Consider the following 20,797-nt stretch of genomic DNA (forward strand, 5'->3'; position numbering starts at 1 on the left):
CTACGTACGGTTTACGCAGGCATTGCCTCAAGCGGGATAATCGCGCCACGGTATTGAATGACCGTGCTGGCCGTCAGGTGGCCGCGCTGTGCGGCTTCCTGCGTGCTGCCGCCGTTCAGACGTACTGCCAGATAACCTGCGCTGAAAGAGTCGCCTGCGGCGGTGGTATCGACCACTTTCTCTTTTGGCAATTTGATCGCGGGAACATCAACCAGCTCTTGTCCGCGTTCAGACACGATGCAGGAATCAGCACCGCGTTTGATGACCACTTCGTTAACGCCCAAACCGTGCGTCCGGTCCAGCACCGCTTCCAGCGGCTTCGTGCCCCACAGCATGTCTTCGTCATCCAGTGTCAGGAAAGCGATATCGGTACAGGACAGGATGTCGGTGTAGGCCTGCTGCGTTTCTTCCTTGCTCTGCCACAGACGTGGGCGATAGTTGTTATCAAAAATCACTTTACCGCCGTTGGCGCGGCAGGCGCGCAGCAGGGCGAGGAGACGCTGACGGCTTTCGGCGTTCAGAATCGCCAGACTGATGCCGCTCAGGTAGAGATAGTCAAATTGTGCTAGCGATTGACCGATTTTTTCTGCTTCCGGGCTGCCCAGCCAGTAGCGGGCAGCAGCATCATTACGCCAATAGTAGAATGTACGCTCGCCGCTATCGTCGGTTTCAATGAAGTATAAACCGGGTAATTTGTTGTCCAGTCGCTGAATCAGGTCGGTTTTCACCCCTTCTTTTTGCCAGGCAGCCACCATCTCGGTACTGAAGCTATCGGTGCCGAGTGCGGTCACGTAATGCACACCCAGCTTATCGGCGTTTACCTGGCGTGCAATGTAAACGGCAGTGTTCAGCGTATCGCCGCCAAATCCACGGTTAAGATCCGTGCCCTTCTGCGACAGTTCGATCATGCATTCGCCGATTACGGCAATGTTAGTAGTTGTCATCACTTTTGGCCTGTTTGAAAAGGTACCCTGCACCTGATGTTATTGGGGATAAAAAATGCGGAAATTAACGTCAGTCTCAACATTACGCGAGACTGAGTCAATAGCCTTGAAACGATGTTTTATTTTTTCATGACGCAGATCGGAAAACCAGTGCTTTCACGCTGCTTTTAGCGATCGGAGGACGGTTCTTTCTCCTGCTCATTCTGATCTGACGAGGTGTCACCTTTGTAATTCGCCGTTGCGATCCAGGCGGCGCAGAAGAGGGTCAAACGAGCGAAGAAATAGAAGAATGCCATCAGGCCAATGACCGAACCGAACGCCGCACCGGAAGGTGAGCTAGCCAGTTTAGGCAGCGCAACGGTCATCGCGAACTTGATGATTTCAAAGCCCACGGCGGCGATCAGCGTGCCGCGAAAAAGCGCTTTGCGTTTGGGTTTATGGCGCGGTAAAACGAAAAATATCCACAGGAATAACAGATAGTTGGCGAATATGGAGATTGACAGGGCAATCAGCGTTAACGCGGGACGCAGCCACTCGATGCCATCCAGCCCCAGCACGGTCACAATCATGTTCTGCGCGGTGCCGGCAACGGAGGTCAGGAAAAGCGTAATAATGAGTGCAATAACCAAACCGATCAGCGACAGGAAATCCCGCGTGTACTGAAAGTAAATCTTCTCTTCATCTTTCGGGTTCCGTTCCCACACGTCACGCGACTGGGCGCGAATCGCCTCACGCAGGTTTCCCATCCAACTGATGCCGGAATAGAGTGCGATCAGCAAACCGGTAATCCCGACGGTGGTACGCTGCTGAACGGCGGTGTTGACGGTACTTTTCAGCGTGTTAGCCAGATTGGGATCGCTGATACTGTTAACGATGCGGTTAATCAGCTCCGTCAGCAGATCGGGATTAGAAGCCAGCACGAAACCCACTGCGGCAAAAGACACCATGAGGATAGGGATCAGCGACAGAAAGGAAAAATAGGTAATGGCCGCGCCAAACTGGTTGCCCATGCGATCGTTGAAACGTTCGCCCGCGCGGATCAGGTGCGCCACACTGGGGATCGCCTGAATACGCGCGACCAGACGCTTGCTCTTGCCCAGAAACGAGAGGGGTTTCTGTGATGATTTATCCCCTTCTGGGGTTGACGATGTTGACTGGCGATCCGGGTCTACCGGTACAGGCATTGCGTTTCTCCTGTGTTCGGGATTATAAGTTTGATTATAACCAACAATATAAGAATGTTACTTTTCGATGTTTTTCTGAACGTACGTCATACACGGACGTTAAGCGAGTGAATTTTCCATGCCAACACCTTCCCCATCCGAACCGTCGCTGAGCGGTCTGCGCCTTAATCTGCGTATTGTTTCGATTGTGGCGTTCAACTTCGCCAGCTATCTGAATATCGGCCTGCCGTTGGCGGTGCTGCCGGGATATGTGCACGATCATCTTGGCTATAGCGCATTCTGGGCCGGGCTGGTGATCAGCCTGCAATATTTCTCCACGCTAGTGAGCCGCCCGCATGCGGGTCGTAGTGCTGATGAGAAAGGGCCGAAGAAAATCGTCGTCTGGGGGCTGGCTGGCGTCATGCTGAGCGGAGTGTTTTATCTGCTGGCCGCCTTTAGCGACGCCTCGCCCGTGATTACGCTGCTGCTACTATGTCTCGGGCGTATTGTGCTCGGCGCCGGACAGAGCTTCGCCGGTACTGGTGCAACGCTCTGGGGCGTCGGCGTGGTCGGTTCCCGACACATTGGACGCGTGATTTCATGGAACGGCATTGCGACTTACGGCGCGATGGCAATTGGCGCACCGCTCGGCGTCTGGCTCAACCATATCGGTGGGCTAAAACTGCTTTCCGTATGCATTATCCTGATCGCAGCCGTGGCGATTGTTCTCGCGCTGCCGCGCCCCGCGGTGCAGGTCGCACCGGGGAAAAAGATTCCCTTCCGCGAAGTGCTGGGGAAAGTCTGGGTTTACGGCATTATTCTGGCGATCGCCTCTGCGGGTTTTGGTGTGATCGCCACCTTCATCACGCTGTTTTATGCCGATCGGAATTGGGAAGGTGCGGCGCTGACGCTGACCATTTTCAGCGTTGCCTTTGTCGGTGCACGGCTGGTGTTCCCTAACAGTATTCAGCGATTTGGCGGATTGCGCGTGGCGATGGCGTGCTTTGTGGTTGAGATCGTGGGGTTGCTGCTGGTCTGGGGAGCGACGCAGCCGCTGATGGCGGAAGTCGGTGCGTTCCTCGCGGGGGCGGGTTTCTCTCTGGTGTTCCCGGCATTAGGCGTTGTCGCCGTCAAGGCGGTATCACCGCAGAATCAGGGCAGTGCGCTGGCAACCTATACGATATTTCTCGACTTGTCGCTGGGCATCGTCGGGCCAGTGGCGGGCATGCTGATGGCCTATACCGGTATCGCCTCTATTTATTTGGCAGCAGCGCTGTTGGGGCTATGCGGCTTAGCGCTGACGTGGCGACTGACCCAGCGGGTCGCTAGCGTATAAGAAAACAACAGTAGCCACCTTTGTGGCTACTGTCAGACGATAACGCCGATTATTTCAGCTTCAGGGTGTGGATGATGCCTTCTGCTTCGCTCTGTGCCTGTTGCTGATTGCTGGCTGGCAGCGTGATCTGCAAGGTCAGCAGTTGGTTTTCCACTTTGCCCAGCACGACAGAGGAATAAGCCTGCTGTCCGCTGCTGGTGATAATGCTGTCGAGCTGTTGCAGCTTCTTGCCGTCAACGTCGATGGTTTTGTTGGTGACGACCTGAAGATTGGCATCACGCGTGCGTTGTTGGTCTTCCAGACGCTGTGCCAGCACGGTCAACTCTTCTGTGGTGTTGTCGCCCAGAATCACGATGACCGCTTTCTGCCCATTATCATTGGCGTAAACGTGCATGTTGTTCGCCTGCGTGCCGACTTTACCGCTTTGATCACGCATATCGGTTGGCAGGGTAAACGCCACCTTGCCATCCATTAACTCAATGTTCTGGCTCGCGGTAGCTTCTGCGGCAGGTTTATCTTGTGCGCCAGCTTTTGTAGCGTCATCCGTTTTGCCATCACAGGCAGCAAGCAGGCCGACAAGCAAGCCGACACCGAGGTATTTGATTACATTCGACATGGGATCCCTTTCTCTCGTTTTTGAAACCGATAATCTTTCTATACCCTAAATAATTCGAGTTTCAGGCAGGCGGCAAGGGAAGGACAAATTCGTCGGGAACGAATTTGTCCAGCCAACGGCTGGCCTTCGGTGAGAGACAGGATGTCTCTCATGTTATCCCGATGAGCTTACTCAGGTAAGTGATTCGGGTGAGTGAACGCAGCCAACGCACATGCAACTTGAAATATGACGGGTATAAACAGGTAATAACAGTATGGCACCCTATTCAGATAGCAAAAACAAGCATTTTGTTGTTGCAAACCGTTGTTAGTACCTGCGTTATTTTTACAAAACGATGAGTGATTTGATGAGAAAAGGCGGCGTGAATAGCCGCCCGATTGCCATTAACGGTGGCTGCTAACGGAGTGGTAGTCGGCTGCGCCTTTCTGCTCACCTAGACGTTTAAGCACCATGTTCAGCATGACGCCGTACATCGGCAGGAAGAACGCCAGGCTGATCAGCAGCTTGAAGGCATAGTCCACCATCGCGATTTCAACCCAGTTTGCCGCCATGAAGGCATCGGTGCTGCGGTAAAACGCAATGAAGAAAAAGGCCAGCGTGTCGCTGAAATTACCAAACACGGTCGACACAGCCGGCGCGACCCACCATGCACGCTTCTGGCGCAGGCGGTTGAAGACGTGAACATCCAGAATCTGGCCGAGAACATAAGCCATGAAGCTGGCGCAGGCGATACGCGCCACGACAATATTCACCTGACTTAACGCCTCGAATGATTGCCACGATCCCTGATAAAACAGGCACGACACCAGATAGGAAATTACCAGCGCAGGCACCATCACGGTCAGAATGGTACGACGCGCCAGCGGCGCACCGAAAACCCGAACCGTCAAGTCAGTTGCCAGAAAAATAAATGGGAAGGTAAACGCGCCCCAGGTGGTATGAAAACCGAAAATCAATACCGGGAGCTGGACCAGATAATTACTCGACGTAATGATCAGGACATGGAACAACGATAGCCAGATCAGCGCCGTAAACCGCTGCTGGGGAGTAAAACGATACATAATGTGACCTTTTTGGTTATTGGGGTTAGGGAACCCAAGGGATAACGTGCAGATTTATGCTGCAACGCGGCGGCATAATACGCAATTGCTTTGCTAATGCAATTATTTCGCTACGACCATGTGTTTTGCAAGAAAAAGATGGTTGTTTTATGCGCAAACGTTGTCGTCGCTTGCGTCGGGAAATCCTCAGCGTAAACTAAGGCGGTTTTTTGATTCCAGCACTGAGAACGTTGATGACCGATCCCTTTACCAACCCGGATAAAACCCTTGATGCACAGGGGCTGCGCTGCCCTGAGCCTGTGATGATGGTGCGTAAGACGGTACGCCAGATGGAAACCGGGCAAACGCTGCTGATTATTGCCGACGATCCGGCCACCACCCGCGATATTCCCAGTTTTTGCGTGTTCATGGAGCATGAGCTTCTGGCACAAGAGACCGAGCAAGTTCCCTATCGGTATCTGCTGCGCAAAGGTTAATAATACTCAGTGCGTTATATCGTTCGTTGACGTGTGTGATTAGGAGAAACACGGGGATGAGGTTCCCGTAGGGAGGCCTCGCCCCGTGGTCGCTCCGTGTATCTCGATCCTTCAATTCATAGCCAGCAACGGTAATATCAGTCCTGTTTTCTCAATAGCCGCAGCGCGTTGGCGGTGACCAGCGCGGTTGCGCCGGAATCTGCCAGCACGGCGAGCCACAGTCCGGTAATACCCAGAATACTGGTAACCAGAAATACCGCTTTCAGCCCCAGTGCGATGGTAATGTTCTGGCGGATATTGCGCTGCGTCGCCCGCGACAGGCTAATCATGGCGGCCAGCCCGGTTAGGCGGCTGTGCGTTAAGGCGGCATCGGCCGTCTCCAGCGCCACATCCGTACCGCTTCCCATCGCAATCCCGATCGTTGCGGCTTTCATTGCCGGTGCGTCGTTGATGCCATCACCAACCATCGCAACGGGATGCTGTTTGCTCAATTCGCTGACTGCCGTGACCTTGTCAGCAGGGAGCAGGCTGGCGCGGTAATCGATCCCTAATGTCGCTGCAATGGCTGCCGCCGCGCGGGGATTATCGCCGGTGAGCATGACGCCACGAATCCCTAACTGCTGCAAGGCATCCAGCACTTCACGCGCATCGTGGCGTAGCGTATCGCTCAACGCCAGCACGCCGAGCAGGTTATCGTCCTCTTGCACCACGACGACGGTTTTCCCTTCGTTTTCCAGCGCATCAACCCGTTGCAACCAGTCGGCATCAAGCAGATCGGGCGCGACACGAGTCGGTGCGCTTACCTGAATCCGCTTGCCGCCTATCGTGCCTTCCACGCCGACTCCCGCCAGCGCTTTGCGGTTTTCTGCCATTGGCAGGAACGTGCTGCTGGATCGCGCATGCTGGACGATCGCTTTGGCAAGCGGATGGTGCGAACCGGATTCCACCGCAGCGGTGCGGGTTAGCAGCGCCGTTGCGCTAACGCCCGCGGCGGGCAATACGTCCGTCACCTGCGGCTTGCCTTCCGTCAGCGTGCCCGTTTTATCGAACGCGATAGTCTTGATGCTGCCCAGCGATTCCAGCGCCGCACCACCTTTAATCAGCGCCCCACGACGTGTTGCGGCGGCTAGCCCCGACGTAATCGCCGCAGGCGTTGAAATCACCAACGCACACGGACAGCCAATTAACAGCAGCGTCAGGCCGCGATAAATCCACTCTTGCCACGGCTGCGCCAGCAGCAACGGCGGTACCAGAATCACCAGCAGCGACAGCAGCATGATGGCGGGCGTGTAGTAACGGCTGAACTTATCGAGGAAGCGCTCTATCGGCGCACGGCGCTCTTCCGCTTCTTCTATCAGTTGCAGAATGCGGTCAATAGCGCTGTTGCCCGGTTGTGACACCACGCGTAACTGCACGACTCGATCGACACACAGGCTGCCGGCGGCGATTTTTTCACCCGGCGTACGCTCAACGGGAACCGATTCACCGGTCAGGGCGCTTTCATCAAAGCTGGCATCGCTGTTCAAGAGCTCCGCATCGGCCGGGAGCCGCCCACCGGGGGCGACTTCAATCACGTCACCGGGAACCAGACTGGCGACAGGAACGAGGCGTCGCTGCCCGTTGCCGACGACCGTGGCATCTTCAGGAAGCAGCGCCATCAGCGCCGTTACACCCCGTCGTGCGCGGTTTGCCGCGTAAGACTCCAGGTACTCGCCCAGCATAAACAGCAACAGGATGACGGTGGCTTCGGTGGTGGCGCCAATCAAGAGCGCCCCGATGGAAGCCACGCTCATCAGCGTTTCAATCGCGAAGGGTGTACCCGTGCGAATGAGCTGCGCCGTTTTTTTCAGGATCGGAATCAGCCCGACAATCGTGGTCGCGATAAACGCGATCTGCCCGCCGCGCTCGCTTAGCAGGGAAAGTCCCCAGCTTGCAGCAGCCAGCAAAGTGAAAAGTATTAAGAAACCATATTCATGTACAAAACGACGTACGGTCGAGGTGTCGGGCGGGGCGAGGGGGAGTGCGGTGTCCTGCAAGGCGAAGCCCGCTTGCTGAACGGCATGTTGAACCTGAAGTCGGATATCGGTGTTGGCATCAACAACCAGTTTTTCGGTGGCGAACAGCACTTTGGCCTGTTCAATTCCGGTGAGATTTTTTACTGCATTTTCGATTTTACGTGCGCAGCTGGGACAATCCATCCCGCTGATTTTCCAGCTGAAACGCTGGTGGGATCGGGGCCTGTCGCTGTCTCCGCCGTCGGGGTCGTCTGAATCTGTGCTACCGCCGCTGTCCGACGAATGTTGCTCTGTGCCACACGCGCTCTGCACTACGGCGTCAGACGTGTGTTTGGTTGAACAGCAGCTTTGGTCGGCGTGGTTTGAATGCTGCGTGTGCTCGTTGCAGCAGCTTTTGGCGCGGCGTGGCGCGTGGTGAACGCTGTTATTGCAGCAGGCTGATTTCTCAGCGCTGTGATTATGCTGATGAGAGTGCATCTCTTCCTCCATTGTTAGTGACTTACATTCTCATCAGGAACTTTACACCGCCGCTTAATGCTTAGCCAGATTTTCGTGAGCGCCGCGAACGTCAGAAATAGAGGGAGCGAACAATCAGGAAATGGCCACCAAAATAGCCTGCCGCGACAATCGCCTGATGGGCGCGGAACGGAAAACGGTAATGGTGAATCAGCCAGGCCGCATGGGCGATAAACAGCAGTACGGTGCCCATCAGCAGGGAGAAATTCGCGTTTGTCCCCAGTGCAAAATAGCGCTCGCCTGCAATCCAGACCATCAGCGTCGTCATGATGATAAAAGCGCAAGCAGGCCAGCGCTGTGCGTCCAGTCGCCCCCAGATAATGGCGATCAGGATCGCGGCCAGAATGACGAGCGTTAATGCCAGTGGCCAGAAGAACGTGAGCGAAATCTGTCCGGTAAAAAAGCTAATGGTGTACAGCAGATGGGAGAGGAAATAAGCGCCAAATGCGTAGAGCAGGCGCTGAGTCGGCAGCAACAGCAGGGTGTCTGCGACCAGCGTGGCGAGTAGCCCCAGCACAATCAGATAGCCCGGCACGCCAAGCAGCGGCGTCTGCCAGGCCAGAGCCAGCAGCAGTAGCATCGTGACGGGTTTGAATAACCAGCGCTGCCACGTTGGCCCACGGTAGCTGGCATCCACATACAACCAACCAGAAAAAAGCACAGCAATAAATGACCACAGCATAGCGTGTCCTTTTTGTGTTTTTGTTTGTGTCAGGATAAAAATAAACCGTTCTTTGTTCAGTGTAGGGGATTGTGAGGAAGTTAAACAACACGGGGGGGGAGGCGGATGCGACTTCTGTGAACTTCATGTTATGTTATCGCCTGTTTTTATTGTAGATGGGCGCCGTGAAGTCTCTGAAGGGAGCGTTGTGTTGAATGAGTAATGAATCTGCACTTTATCGTATTCAATTTATAAATAACGGTAAGAATTACCAGCTTTACGTGCGTGAGTTGGTTCAGGGTAATCTGTTCGGTTTTATTGAAATTGCCGACTTCGTGTTTGATAGCCAGTCTACGGTGTTGGTTGACCCGTCAACCGAGAAACTGAAAACGGAATTCTCGGGTGTTAGCCGCAGTTTTATCCCTCTACAGGCCATTATTCGTATTGATGCCGTGACGGAAAAGGGCAGCGCTCGCATTTCTGATTTAGGCGATAACGTTGCCGCGTTCCCTTATCTTCCCGGCAAGAAACCCTGATTTTCTTGGCGCGTGTCCTTTGAGCGAAAGGGCGCGCGCTTTATTCGCTTTGTGCCCCAGCAGAAGTAGCGATTACGGCTTCGGTGGCTTAGGCTGCTTTTTCTGCCACGCCAGCAGTTCAAACACGCCAAAAAGGAAAATACGTGCCTGAAGCGCGCGGTTCAGCGCGGGACTGTCTTTCGGCTGGCTGGATTTTAACAGCAGCAGCTGAAAACCATGCATCAGGATCATAAACACCATCGCCACAGTCATGAAGATATTCAACGGCTTGGGGAACGGCTGAATCAGGTTAAGCAACAGAAATCCCCACACGCCCAGCATCAATAGCCTGCCAAGGTTAATCAAAATCATCTCTTACCCTTACGTTGCTGCGAAGCTTATTGACGAATGTATAAACGGTAGGCGACCTGGCCCGCAATTTTCTCACGGTGCAGTTGCCAATTTTCCGGGATAGTCAGCTGCGCATTTTCCGCCTCGGTTTCCACGTAAATCCACGCGTCGGGTGCCAGCCAGCCCTGTTGTTCCAGCAGAGCAAGCGTGTTATTCAGCAGTTCTTTGCGAAACGGTGGATCGAGAAACACAACGTCAAACGGCGTGCCCGGCTTCGCCAGCCAGCTCAGGGCATCAGTATTGACCACCTCGGCGTTTTCCACCCGAAGCAGTGCCAGATTCTGCGTTAATTGCTGGGAGACTGCACGCTCCATCTCCAGTAATGTGGCGTGCGCAGCATAACGAGAAAGAGCTTCCAGCCCGAGCGCACCGCTGCCGGCAAAACAGTCTAAGCAGCGTGCCTGTTGAATGACGGGAGCCAGCCAGTTAAACAGTGTTTCCCGCACGCGATCGGTGGTGGGACGTAAACCGGGGCTATCAGGAACCGGAAGTTTTCTGCCGCGCCATTGACCACCGATGATTCGGATTTGTCCGGCGGCTGACGATGCATTTTTTTTAGCCATAGCTCACAGGGTTATTGTTGTGCCGCATCATCATGGTGTGGATGCGGGCAGGAAATTTCTGGCGCTATTCTAGCGGCGGTTACGTGTAGAGGGAATGTTAAGATGGACGTTAAGGCGCTTAACCCAAAATTTTGTGCTGTCTGCGGCCTTTCGATCACGTACGGTGTTTGACACACTTCGTTACGGACATTGCCTTTCGTTACGAAGATTGTCGGCAGCGCGGAGAATTGTCTGCCATTGCCCCCGTTGGCTGCGTGTTGCTGTCGGCAGGAAAGTGTTAAACTTGTTGTTTAAATATGATTTTCATTGATTGATTCGCTGCGGTGAGCAGCGTGGAGCGCGATCGCACATGTCAAAAGAAAAGAAGCGCGGTTTTTTTTCCTGGCTGGGATTAGGGAAACAGGAAGAAAAACAACAAGAGCAGCCTGCTGCTCAAGAGAAGATTGTTGTCAAAGAACAGCCGTCAGCAGCAGAGTCGGATATTGCAGCATCAATTCAGCAGACCGCTGAACACGCGCCGGAGCCAGTGCTGCCGGAAGCGCCTGTTGTTCTGGAAAAGTCTGTCGTTGAAGAAAAGGTCAAGGTTGAAGCGGAAGCATTGACCCAACCGGCCGCCGAGCGTGAGGTTACCGCAGCGGCAGACGCATCCACCATCGCCGTCCCGGAAGCCAACGCTTCTGAACCAGACGATCGTGACGGTCTCGATCGGGATATCGCCGATCCGATCGTGCAGACCGAGATCGCCGAGCGCGTGACGGTGGTTAATGCAGAGCCGGACGTTGCGCAGCAGGAAGAGCAAGAATACGAAGAACCAGAACAGGCGCAGCCAGATGATGTTCCGGCTGTGGCGCAAGAGCAGGAACGTCCGACGAAAGAAGGTTTCTTCGCTCGCCTGAAACGCAGTCTGGTAAAAACGCGCCAGAACCTCGGTTCCGGATTTATCGGATTGTTTCGCGGTAAGAAAATCGACGACGATCTGTTTGATGAACTGGAAGAACAACTGCTGATTGCCGATGTCGGGGTTGAGACGACCCGTAAGATCATCGGTAGCCTGACGGAGCACGCTAGCCGCCGCCAACTGAAAGATGCTGATACGCTTTTTGTGAAGCTGAAAGAAGAAATGGCGGAGATTCTTGCTAAGGTGGACGCCCCGCTGAATATCGAAGGCAAAACGCCGTATGTCATTCTGATGGTTGGCGTTAATGGTGTGGGTAAAACTACCACCATCGGGAAAATGGCACGCCAGTTCCAGGCACAGGGCAAATCCGTGATGCTGGCGGCGGGGGATACTTTCCGTGCGGCGGCGGTCGAGCAACTTCAGGTCTGGGGACAGCGCAATAACGTGGCGGTGGTGGCACAGCATACGGGTGCGGATTCGGCATCGGTGATTTTCGATGCGATTCAGGCAGCGAAAGCGCGCGGCGTTGATGTCCTGATCGCGGATACCGCGGGTCGCTTGCAGAACAAAGCGCACCTGATGGAAGAGCTGAAAAAGATTGTGCGCGTGATGAAGAAGCTGGACGAAGACGCGCCGCATGAAGTGATGCTGACGCTAGATGCGAGCACCGGACAGAACGCGGTGAGTCAGGCCAAGCTGTTTAATGAAGCGGTTGGGCTGACGGGGATTACCTTAACTAAGCTGGACGGCACCGCGAAAGGCGGGGTGATTTTCGCCATTGCCGACCAGTTCGCTATTCCTATCCGCTATATTGGGGTAGGTGAAGGTATTGAAGATTTACGGCCATTCAAGGCCGACGATTTTATTGAGGCACTTTTTGCCCGAGAGGATTAAAACGGATGATTCGTTTTGAACAGGTCAGTAAAGCTTACCTCGGTGGGCGTCAGGCATTGCAAGGGGTGGATTTCCATCTGCGCCCAGCGGAAATGGCGTTCCTGACCGGCCATTCCGGCGCGGGGAAAAGTACCCTGCTGAAACTGATTTGTGGCATTGAACGTCCCAGCGCGGGTCAGATTTTGTTTGGCGGTCACAATATCAGCCGCCTGAAAAAACGCGAAGTCCCGTTCCTGCGACGCCAGATCGGCATGATCTTTCAGGATCACCACCTGTTGATGGAACGCACAGTCTATGACAACGTCGCGATGCCGCTCATCATCGCGGGTGCCAGCAGTGAGGATATCCGTCGCCGGGTATCCGCCGCGCTGGACAAGGTTGGCCTGCTGGATAAAGCGAAGAACTATCCTATCCAGCTATCCGGCGGTGAACAGCAGCGTGTTGGCATTGCGCGCGCGGTGGTGAACAAACCTGCGGTGTTGCTGGCGGATGAACCGACCGGCAACCTCGACAAGGCGCTGTCAGAAGGCATTTTGCGCCTGTTTGAAGAATTCAATCGCGTCGGCGTCACCGTCCTGATGGCGACGCATGATACCGGGCTTATCGCCCGCCGTAATTACCGTGTGCTGACGCTGTCGGATGGCCGCATGGTGGGGGGAAACCACAATGGCGAATAACGTCCGTAATGCGAAAAAGCCTGTCGCAAAAGCGAAAGCGCTGCGCGGCGGCTGGCAGGAACAGTGGCGTTATGCCTGGACCAATACGCTGGCGGATATGCTGCGCCAGCCACTGGCGACATTTCTGACCGTGATGGTCATCGCTATCTCGCTGGCGTTGCCCAGCATCTGCTATCTGGTCTGGAAGAATGTCAGTCAGGCTGCCACGCAGTGGTACCCCTCGCCGCAACTGACGGTATATCTGGATAAATCGCTGGATGACAACGCGGCGCAGGCGGTTATCACGCAGCTTCAATCTGAAGACGGCGTCGATAAAGTCAATTATCTGTCGCGTAATGAAGCGATGGGCGAGTTCCGCAACTGGTCCGGTTTTGGCGGCGCGCTGGATATGTTGGAAGAGAACCCGTTGCCGGCGGTGGCAATTATTACGCCGAAAATGAGCTTTCAGGATTCCAATACGCTAACAACGCTGCGTGACCGTGTGGCCGCGACGCAGGGCGTCGATGAAGTACGGATGGACGACAGCTGGTTTGCGCGGCTGGTGGCGTTAACTAATCTGGTTGGGCAAATTTCCGCGACGATTGGTGTCCTGATGGTTGTTGCCGTCTTTTTGGTGATCGGCAACAGCGTGCGTCTGAGTATTTTCAGCCGCCGTGAAACCATCAATGTGATGAAGCTGATTGGCGCGACGGATGGCTTCATTCTGCGTCCCTTCCTAAATGGCGGGGCGGCGATGGGCGTGGGCGGCGCGGTGTTGTCGCTGATTTTATCGCAGGCGCTGGTCTGGAAGCTGGATGCGGTGGTAACGCAGGTTGCCGCTGTTTTCGGTACGACGTTTGCCGTCAAAGGACTGAGCTGGGATGAATCCCTGCTGCTGTTGTTAATCGCCGGCATGATTGGCTGGTTGGCCGCCTGGCTGGCAACCGTGCAACATTTACGCCGTTTTACACCACAGTAAGCATTTTCTGCTATAATTCTCCCCTGTAATTCAGACAGTATTGCAGGGGGAAACCTCCTCAGCGACATCTCTTCTTTGTTCTCCCCGCTGTGTTTTCCCCTTGGTTTAGCGTGTGTGAGTGGCTCGTTTTTCCCCTGCTTGATCTCTGGCATGAGGTGAATAAAATGAGAGGAACTTGCGAGCGAAATCACAGTCTGAATAGACAGATTTTAGGATTTGATTAATCTGGTTTTAGGGTTTTTCATAAAATAAGCGTTAAGGTGCCGTGTTTTGCCATCTTCGCGCAAAACGATGCGGTGAAGCAGTGCTAAGATAGTCGACTGCAATATGACGAGTAGAGCAACTGAGAGGGTTGAATGACCAAAGATATGCAAACTTTCACCTTAGTTCCCCAGGGCAGTCTGGAAGGGTATATTCGTGCCGCCAATGCCTATCCGATGCTGACGGCGGAGGAAGAGCGGGCGCTGGCTGAACGGCTGCATTATCAGGGCGATCTGGATGCGGCTAAGCACCTGATTCTGTCACACCTGCGTTTTGTTATTCACGTTGCCCGTAACTATTCCGGCTACGGCCTGCCGCAGGCGGACCTGATTCAGGAAGGGAACATCGGCCTGATGAAGGCGGTACGTCGCTTTAACCCTGAAGTTGGCGTGCGTCTGGTTTCTTTCGCCGTGCATTGGATCAAAGCCGAAATTCATGAATACGTGCTGCGTAACTGGCGTATCGTGAAAGTCGCGACCACCAAAGCACAGCGTAAGCTGTTCTTTAACCTGCGTAAGTCGAAAACGCGCCTCGGCTGGTTTAATCAGGATGAAGTCGAACTAGTGGCACGTGAACTTGGCGTGACCAGCAAAGATGTGCGCGAGATGGAATCCCGCATGGCGGCGCAGGACATGACGTTCGATCCGACGCCGGAAGAAGATTCGCACGACGGCAAGGCGATGTCGCCGATGCTTTACCTACAGGATAAATCGTCTGACTTTGCTGATGGCCTTGAAGAAGATAACTGGGAAACGCATGCGGCCGATAAGCTCACCTACGCGCTGGAAGGGCTGGACGAACGCAGCCAGCACATTATTCGCGCCCGCTGGTTGGATGATGACAACAAATCCACCTTGCAAGAACTAGCCGATCAATACGGCGTTTCCGCAGAGCGTGTGCGTCAGTTAGAAAAGAATGCGATGAAAAAACTGCGAGCGGCGATAGAAGCCTAATCGCTCTCATCGTCTCTTTCTGTAGCGACCGGGTAATGCCCGGTCGTTTTGTTTTTGTCTGGCGTCAGGCCGTAGAGCGTAGTTTAGGGTTTCTCTGGGTTGAGTTGGTCAAGAATCAACGGCGTTTCTTTTCTGCGAATATAGCGCCAGCCGCCGGACACCGGTGAGAAGCCGCAGGACACCATAAACCGCGCCAGCACTTCTTCTTTGATCGCCGCATGATCGGCCGTGGCCAGCCACCACTCTTTAACCTCAGGAAGCTGATGACGCGCTTCATCAATCAAGAGTTTCCCGACCCCCCGCCGCCGCGTGACTTCCCGCACCATCAGATCGCTCAGTTCCGCATATTCTCCTTCAAGCTCGACCAGCATGCCGCCTAATAGCCGATCGTTAAAACGGGCGGCAAATAATCGCCGATCGGGTGTGAGTTCCTCCTCGAGTAAATCAATGTTCTGATGTGGCCAGATTTTTGCCAGATCAATTTTATCCTGAGGGCTGAATCGGGTGAGGCATTCAACGGTTAGTTTCATTTTTATCGGCACTCCATCATATGAGTGAAGAATAATGTAGTTGTTTTGTAGTGGATCAGTTGTGTAATTTGAGCGTTATGGTTAATAGGGCAAATGTTTTTCTCATTCTTTGTTTTTCGAGTAATCCATCAACAATTAATGCACAAAGCAGAATATCTGACTATATATAAATTGAATGCTGGTTTTTGCATCTGGCATTTTGTGCTGTTTGCTCCGCTTGTTTCTGACAATGTGAGTTGATTTGCAGCATAATATTCCTGTTTAATAATATGAAAAATAAAGCCTTATTAGAAATCATTACTAATAATAACCTAAGCCTTTCTTACTTATAAGAAAATAGCTGGTTATGGCAGAAGGCGGTCAGGTTTTCGGCAATATCCATAATGACAGATGGGGTAAAAAGAATGAAATTCAGTAAGGGTAAAGTATTGCTGATGGGTTGTATGGCTGCGGCGTTGAGTCACGCGGTCAACGCTGCCGATATTAAGGTTGCCGTTGTGGGTGCCATGTCTGGCCCCGTTGCACAGTATGGCGATATGGAGTTCATTGGCGCACGTCAGGCCATTGAAGACATTAACGCAAAAGGCGGCGTAAACGGTAACAAGCTGGTTGGCGTTGAATATGATGACGCGTGCGACCCTAAGCAGGCGGTTGCCGTCGCGAACAAAGTCATCAATGACGGTATCCGTTATGTGATTGGCCATCTGTGTTCTTCCTCCACGCAGCCTGCGTCTGATATCTATGAAGAAGAAGGCGTGATCATGATTACGCCTGCGGCAACCAACGCCGACTTAACCACGCGCGGCTACAAAATGGTGCTGCGCACGACGGGGCTGGATTCCGATCAGGGGCCAACCTCAGCAAAATACATTGTCGAAACCCTCAAACCGCAGCGTATCGCCGTGGTTCATGACAAGCAGCAATATGGTGAAGGCCTGGCCCGTTCTGTTCAGGATAGTCTGAAAAAAGCCGGTGCGAATGTTGTGTTGTTTGAAGGTGTGACGGCGGGTGATAAAGATTTCTCCACGCTGGTTGCGCGTCTGAAGAAAGAGAACGTCGATTTCGTCTATTTCGGCGGCTACTACCCAGAAATGGGGCAGATTCTGCGTCAGGCGCGTCAGGCTGGCATGACCACCAAATTCATGGGCCCGGAAGGCGTGGGTAACTCGTCGCTGTCCAACATCGCAGGCGATGCCTCTGAAGGCATGCTGGTGACGCTGCCGAAGCGTTACGATCAGGTTCCTGCTAACCAACCGATTGTCGATGCGCTGAAAGCCAAAAAGTTGGATCCAACCGGTCCGTTTGTCTGGACGACCTACGCCGCGCTGCAATCGCTGACCACCGCGATGACGCGTACGGGTAGCGATGCGCCGGAAAAACTGGCCGCGGATCTGAAAGTGAACCCTGTGGATACAGTAATGGGACCATTAAGCTGGGATGCAAAAGGCGACCTGAAAGGGTTTGAATTTGGCGTATTTGAGTGGCACAAAGACGGTACGTCCAGCGCAGTGAAATAATCATCATGCCGGTAGGTGGGTAACGGATGAAGATGCCGTTGTCTGCCTCTTCGGCGTGAAGAGTATTCTTCGCTCGCTGAGTGTATACCACTACTAATCCCTCAATACCGAAGCCCCCGTTGCCGCAAGGCACGGGGGCAGCATTTAAGGTTTAAGGTATGTCCGAGCAGTTCCTTTACTTTTTTCAGCAGATGTTCAACGGCCTGACGTTGGGCAGCACCTATGCGCTGATCGCCATTGGCTACACCATGGTTTACGGCATTATCGGCATGATTAACTTCGCACACGGCGAAGTGTATATGATCGGTAGCTACGTCTCCTTTATTGTGATTGCGGCCCTGATGATGATGGGCATTGATGCTGGCTGGCTACTGATTGGTGCCGCTTTCATTGCCGCCGTGGTCATTTCCAGCGCCTACGGCTGGAGTATCGAACGGGTGGCCTACCGACCTGTTCGAACGTCAAAGCGCCTGATTGCGCTGATTTCTGCCATCGGGATGTCAATTTTCCTGCAAAACTACGTCAGCCTGAATCAGGGCTCGCGTGATGTTGCGCTGCCGAGTCTGGTGACCGGCCAGTGGGTGCTAGGCGAAAGCAATGGCTTTGCCGCGACGATTAGTACCATGCAGTTGACCATCTGGATTGTTACGTTCCTCGCCATGCTGGCCCTGACGCTATTTATTCGTTATTCCCGTATGGGTCGCGCCTGCCGCGCTTGTGCGGAAGACCTGAAAATGGCTAGCCTGTTAGGGATTAGCACCGATCGCGTGATCTCCCTGACTTTCGTCATTGGTGCGCTCATGGCCGCCGTTGCCGGCGTGCTGCTGGGACAATTCTACGGCGTTATCAACCCCTATATCGGCTTTATGGCCGGGATGAAAGCCTTTACCGCGGCGGTGCTGGGCGGAATTGGCAGCATCCCTGGCGCGATGATCGGTGGGCTGATTTTGGGTGTAGCCGAAGCGCTGACGTCCGCTTACCTGAGCACGGAATACAAAGATGCGGTGTCGTTTGCGCTGCTGATTGTAGTGCTGTTGGTGATGCCAACCGGTATTCTGGGTCGCCCGGAGGTTGAGAAAGTATGAAACAGCTCAACCTGTTTAATGCGTTGGTTTCCGCGTTCATGCTGCTGGTGCTGGCCTCGTTCCTAATGGGCATGCAGCTGGCGCTGGATGGCACCAAGTTGGTGGTACGCGGTGCCGATGAAGTCCGCTGGTATTGGATTGGCGCGGGCTGCATCGTGGTGTTCTTCTTCCAATTGATTCGCCCGTTCTTCCAGCAAAGCATCAAGAAATTTTCCGCCCCGTCGTTGGTGCTGCCGAGCTTTGATGGCAGTACGCCACGGCAGAAGGTATTAGCGGCGGCATTGATTATCGCCGCTATCGCCTGGCCGTTTCTGGTATCGCGCGGTTCGGTGGATATCGCCACGCTCACGCTGATTTACGTGATGCTGGGTCTGGGCTTGAACGTCGTGGTTGGCCTGTCCGGCCTGCTGGTCTTGGGCTACGGCGGATTTTACGCCATTGGCGCCTACACCTATGCGCTGCTGAACCACTATTACGGATTGGGCTTCTGGGAAAGTCTGCCGCTGGCGGGCATGGCGGCGGCGCTGTCCGGCTTCCTGCTAGGGTTCCCGGTGCTGCGTTTGCGCGGCGACTATCTGGCGATTGTGACGCTCGGATTCGGCGAGATTGTCCGTATCCTGCTGCTGAATAACACTGAAATTACCGGTGGCCCGAACGGCATCAGCCAGATCCCTAAACCGACCTTCTTTGGTCTGGAATTTGGCCGCAGCGCGCGCGATGGCGGCTGGGATACGTTCCACAACTTCTTCGGTCTGCAATATGACCCCAGCGATCGCGTCATCTTCCTGTATCTGGTCGCGCTGCTGCTGGTCGTGTTAACCCTGTTTGTGATTAACCGCCTGCTGCGTATGCCGCTGGGACGTGCCTGGGAAGCGCTGCGCGATGATGAAATCGCCTGTCGTTCTCTGGGGCTGAGCCCAACGCGCATCAAGCTGACCGCCTTTACCATCAGCGCCGCGTTCGCCGGTTTTGCCGGGACGCTGTTTGCCGCGCGTCAGGGCTTCGTCAGCCCAGAATCGTTCACGTTCGCTGAATCTGCCTTTGTGCTGGCCATCGTTGTGCTGGGTGGTATGGGCTCGCAGTTTGCGGTCATTCTTGCTGCAATCTTGCTGGTCGTGTCCCGCGAACTGATGCGCGATCTGAATGAATACAGCATGCTGTTGCTGGGTGCGTTGATGGTTCTGATGATGATTTGGCGTCCGCAAGGCCTGCTGCCGATGAAGCGTCCTGAGATGAAGTTGAAAGTCGCGAAGAAGGAAGAGCAAGCATGAGCACGCAGCCACTCTTATCAGTCAGAGGTCTGATGATGCGTTTTGGCGGCCTGCTGGCGGTCAACAACGTTGAAATGGATATTCATGCGGGCGAAATCGTCTCGCTGATAGGCCCGAACGGCGCGGGGAAAACCACGGTCTTTAACTGCCTGACCGGTTTTTATCGCCCGAGCGGCGGCACCATCATGCTGCGCGATCGTCATCTGGAAGGGTTGCCTGGTCAAGCCATTGCCCGAATGGGCGTGGTGCGCACATTCCAGCACGTTCGCCTGTTCCGTGAAATGACGGTGGTGGAGAACCTGCTGGTGGCACAGCATCAGCATCTGAAAAGCGGCGTATTTGCCGGGCTGTTGAAAACGCCGGGCTTTCGTCGTGCGGAAGCCGATGCGCAAGAGCGCGCCGCGGTGTGGCTGGAGCGTATCGGCCTGCTGGAGTTAGCGAACCGTCAGGCGGGGAATCTGTCTTACGGCCAGCAACGCCGTCTGGAAATCGCCCGCTGCATGGTGACGCGGCCTGAGCTGCTGATGCTGGATGAGCCTGCGGCCGGTCTGAACCCGAAAGAAACTGACGAGTTAAATCAGCTGATTGCGGAACTGCGTGATAGCCATCAGGTATCCGTTTTGTTGATTGAACATGATATGAAACTAGTGATGGGAATTTCCGACCGGATTTATGTCGTCAATCAGGGAACGCCGCTGGCACAAGGCACCCCAGCTGAAATTCGTAACAACCCGGATGTCATCCGTGCATATCTGGGTGAAGGATAACGTTTATGCTGTCATTACATCAGGTTTCGGCCCACTACGGAAAAATTCAGGCGCTGCATCAGGTGAGCCTGCATATTAATCAGGGCGAGATTGTTACGCTGATCGGCGCGAACGGTGCCGGTAAAACCACATTGCTGGGCACGCTGTGCGGCGATCCGCGCGCGACGGAAGGCACCATCACGTTTGATGGCAAGGACATCACGAACTGGCAGACCGCGCAGATTATGCGCGAAGCTATCGCGATTGTGCCGGAAGGGCGTCGCGTCTTTTCCCGCATGACGGTAGAAGAAAATCTGGCGATGGGTGGGTTCTTTGCCGAGCGCGATCAGTATCAGGAACGCATTGCGCGCGTCTACGATCTGTTTCCGCGCCTGTATGAACGACGCGCCCAGCGTTCCGGCACGATGTCCGGCGGTGAACAGCAGATGCTGGCGATTGGCCGTGCGCTGATGAGCCAGCCGCGTTTACTGCTGCTGGACGAGCCGTCTCTGGGTCTGGCACCGATCATCATCCTGCAAATTTTCGACACGATCCAGCAACTGCGCGAAGAGGGCATGACCATCTTTCTGGTAGAGCAAAACGCCAATCAGGCGCTGAAACTGGCAGACCGGGGTTATGTACTTGAAAACGGTCATGTCGTGTTGGAAGATACCGGTGCGGCATTGTTAGCTAATGAAGCGGTACGTTCGGCCTATTTGGGCGGATAATT

Annotated in this window: 21 protein-coding genes; 12 read left to right on the plus strand and 9 right to left on the minus strand. The window is 54.3% G+C overall.

Annotated elements, in window-relative coordinates; genetic code table 11:
* Nucleotides 1–11: 11 nt before the first annotated feature.
* Together JFY74_20400 and yhjD are read right to left on the minus strand one after the other, a co-directional pair.
* Complete coding sequence (locus tag JFY74_20400) at nucleotides 12–944, minus strand: sugar kinase (GenBank protein QQG28366.1); 933 nt, start codon at nucleotides 942–944, stop codon at nucleotides 12–14.
* A 167-nt stretch (nucleotides 945–1,111) separates the two neighbouring features.
* The gene (gene yhjD / locus JFY74_20405) at nucleotides 1,112–2,128 is read right to left on the minus strand and encodes an inner membrane protein YhjD (protein ID QQG28367.1); all 1,017 of its coding nucleotides are present in this window, start codon (nucleotides 2,126–2,128) and stop codon (nucleotides 1,112–1,114) included.
* Nucleotides 2,129–2,246: 118 nt separating this feature from the next.
* Here yhjD and JFY74_20410 point away from each other — a divergent pair, with 118 nt between their 5' ends.
* A complete protein-coding gene (locus tag JFY74_20410) occupies nucleotides 2,247–3,443 on the plus strand; it encodes an MFS transporter (protein QQG28368.1) in 1,197 nt (398 codons plus the stop codon).
* Nucleotides 3,444–3,492: 49 nt separating this feature from the next.
* Here the strand turns inward: JFY74_20410 and JFY74_20415 are convergent, their stop codons facing one another.
* Complete coding sequence (locus JFY74_20415; protein QQG28369.1) at nucleotides 3,493–4,059, minus strand: DcrB family lipoprotein; 567 nt, start codon at nucleotides 4,057–4,059, stop codon at nucleotides 3,493–3,495.
* A gap of 383 nt (nucleotides 4,060–4,442) precedes the next feature.
* A complete protein-coding gene (locus JFY74_20420) occupies nucleotides 4,443–5,120 on the minus strand; it encodes a 7-cyano-7-deazaguanine/7-aminomethyl-7-deazaguanine transporter (GenBank protein QQG28370.1) in 678 nt (225 codons plus the stop codon).
* 233 nt (nucleotides 5,121–5,353) lie between these two features.
* Here JFY74_20420 and tusA point away from each other — a divergent pair, with 233 nt between their 5' ends.
* Entirely contained in the window at nucleotides 5,354–5,596 is a 243-nt protein-coding gene (tusA, locus tag JFY74_20425) for a sulfurtransferase TusA (GenBank protein ID QQG30599.1), read from the plus strand.
* Nucleotides 5,597–5,733: 137 nt separating this feature from the next.
* Here the strand turns inward: tusA and JFY74_20430 are convergent, their stop codons facing one another.
* Together JFY74_20430 and JFY74_20435 are read right to left on the minus strand one after the other, a co-directional pair.
* Entirely contained in the window at nucleotides 5,734–8,088 is a 2,355-nt protein-coding gene (locus JFY74_20430; GenBank protein ID QQG28371.1) for a zinc/cadmium/mercury/lead-transporting ATPase, read from the minus strand.
* Between the two features lie 91 nt (nucleotides 8,089–8,179).
* Nucleotides 8,180–8,809 carry a lysoplasmalogenase gene (locus tag JFY74_20435; protein QQG28372.1) on the minus strand — a complete coding sequence of 210 codons (630 nt, stop codon included), beginning with the start codon at nucleotides 8,807–8,809 and terminating at the stop codon, nucleotides 8,180–8,182.
* A 194-nt stretch (nucleotides 8,810–9,003) separates the two neighbouring features.
* Between JFY74_20435 and JFY74_20440 the strand changes: the two genes are divergently transcribed.
* On the plus strand, nucleotides 9,004–9,324 hold the full coding sequence (locus JFY74_20440) for a DUF1820 family protein (GenBank protein ID QQG28373.1): 321 nt from the start codon (nucleotides 9,004–9,006) through the stop codon (nucleotides 9,322–9,324).
* A 72-nt stretch (nucleotides 9,325–9,396) separates the two neighbouring features.
* Here JFY74_20440 and JFY74_20445 read toward each other — a convergent pair whose 3' ends face one another.
* Together JFY74_20445 and rsmD are read right to left on the minus strand one after the other, a co-directional pair.
* Nucleotides 9,397–9,672, minus strand: a complete 276-nt coding sequence (locus JFY74_20445; protein ID QQG30600.1) for a DUF1145 family protein — start codon at nucleotides 9,670–9,672, stop codon at nucleotides 9,397–9,399.
* A gap of 29 nt (nucleotides 9,673–9,701) precedes the next feature.
* Nucleotides 9,702–10,277, minus strand: a complete 576-nt coding sequence (gene rsmD, locus JFY74_20450) for a 16S rRNA (guanine(966)-N(2))-methyltransferase (GenBank protein ID QQG28374.1) — start codon at nucleotides 10,275–10,277, stop codon at nucleotides 9,702–9,704.
* A 349-nt stretch (nucleotides 10,278–10,626) separates the two neighbouring features.
* Between rsmD and ftsY the strand changes: the two genes are divergently transcribed.
* From ftsY to rpoH, 4 genes are all read left to right on the plus strand, one after another.
* Nucleotides 10,627–12,069: a signal recognition particle-docking protein FtsY gene (gene ftsY, locus JFY74_20455; GenBank protein QQG28375.1), complete on the plus strand. Its 1,443-nt coding sequence runs from the start codon at nucleotides 10,627–10,629 to the stop codon at nucleotides 12,067–12,069.
* A gap of 5 nt (nucleotides 12,070–12,074) precedes the next feature.
* Complete coding sequence (gene ftsE / locus JFY74_20460; GenBank protein ID QQG28376.1) at nucleotides 12,075–12,746, plus strand: cell division ATP-binding protein FtsE; 672 nt, start codon at nucleotides 12,075–12,077, stop codon at nucleotides 12,744–12,746.
* The gene (gene ftsX, locus JFY74_20465) at nucleotides 12,736–13,704 is read left to right on the plus strand and encodes a cell division protein FtsX (protein ID QQG28377.1); all 969 of its coding nucleotides are present in this window, start codon (nucleotides 12,736–12,738) and stop codon (nucleotides 13,702–13,704) included. Before ftsE ends, ftsX begins: the two co-directional genes overlap by 11 nt.
* A gap of 356 nt (nucleotides 13,705–14,060) precedes the next feature.
* Complete coding sequence (rpoH, locus tag JFY74_20470) at nucleotides 14,061–14,918, plus strand: RNA polymerase sigma factor RpoH (GenBank protein QQG28378.1); 858 nt, start codon at nucleotides 14,061–14,063, stop codon at nucleotides 14,916–14,918.
* 83 nt (nucleotides 14,919–15,001) lie between these two features.
* On the opposite strand, the gene panM is transcribed toward rpoH, so the two are convergent.
* Nucleotides 15,002–15,448, minus strand: coding sequence for an aspartate 1-decarboxylase autocleavage activator PanM (gene panM, locus JFY74_20475; protein ID QQG28379.1), 447 nt, complete (start codon nucleotides 15,446–15,448; stop codon nucleotides 15,002–15,004).
* Between the two features lie 404 nt (nucleotides 15,449–15,852).
* Between panM and JFY74_20480 the strand changes: the two genes are divergently transcribed.
* The 5 genes from JFY74_20480 (at nucleotide 15,853) to livF (ending at nucleotide 20,795) form a co-directional block, all read left to right on the plus strand.
* Entirely contained in the window at nucleotides 15,853–16,965 is a 1,113-nt protein-coding gene (locus JFY74_20480) for a branched-chain amino acid ABC transporter substrate-binding protein (GenBank protein ID QQG28380.1), read from the plus strand.
* A gap of 158 nt (nucleotides 16,966–17,123) precedes the next feature.
* Nucleotides 17,124–18,050 carry a high-affinity branched-chain amino acid ABC transporter permease LivH gene (gene livH, locus JFY74_20485; GenBank protein QQG28381.1) on the plus strand — a complete coding sequence of 309 codons (927 nt, stop codon included), beginning with the start codon at nucleotides 17,124–17,126 and terminating at the stop codon, nucleotides 18,048–18,050.
* Nucleotides 18,047–19,321: a high-affinity branched-chain amino acid ABC transporter permease LivM gene (locus tag JFY74_20490; GenBank protein QQG28382.1), complete on the plus strand. Its 1,275-nt coding sequence runs from the start codon at nucleotides 18,047–18,049 to the stop codon at nucleotides 19,319–19,321. The genes livH and JFY74_20490 overlap by 4 nt, the downstream gene beginning before the upstream one ends.
* Nucleotides 19,318–20,088, plus strand: a complete 771-nt coding sequence (gene livG, locus JFY74_20495; GenBank protein ID QQG28383.1) for a high-affinity branched-chain amino acid ABC transporter ATP-binding protein LivG — start codon at nucleotides 19,318–19,320, stop codon at nucleotides 20,086–20,088. Before JFY74_20490 ends, livG begins: the two co-directional genes overlap by 4 nt.
* Before the next feature lie 5 nt (nucleotides 20,089–20,093).
* Nucleotides 20,094–20,795 carry a high-affinity branched-chain amino acid ABC transporter ATP-binding protein LivF gene (gene livF, locus JFY74_20500; protein ID QQG28384.1) on the plus strand — a complete coding sequence of 234 codons (702 nt, stop codon included), beginning with the start codon at nucleotides 20,094–20,096 and terminating at the stop codon, nucleotides 20,793–20,795.
* Nucleotides 20,796–20,797: the final 2 nt, after the last annotated feature.

Origin of the sequence: Pectobacterium carotovorum, from assembly GCA_016415585.1 — a bacterium.
GTDB classification, from domain to species: domain Bacteria; phylum Pseudomonadota; class Gammaproteobacteria; order Enterobacterales; family Enterobacteriaceae; genus Pectobacterium; species Pectobacterium carotovorum_K.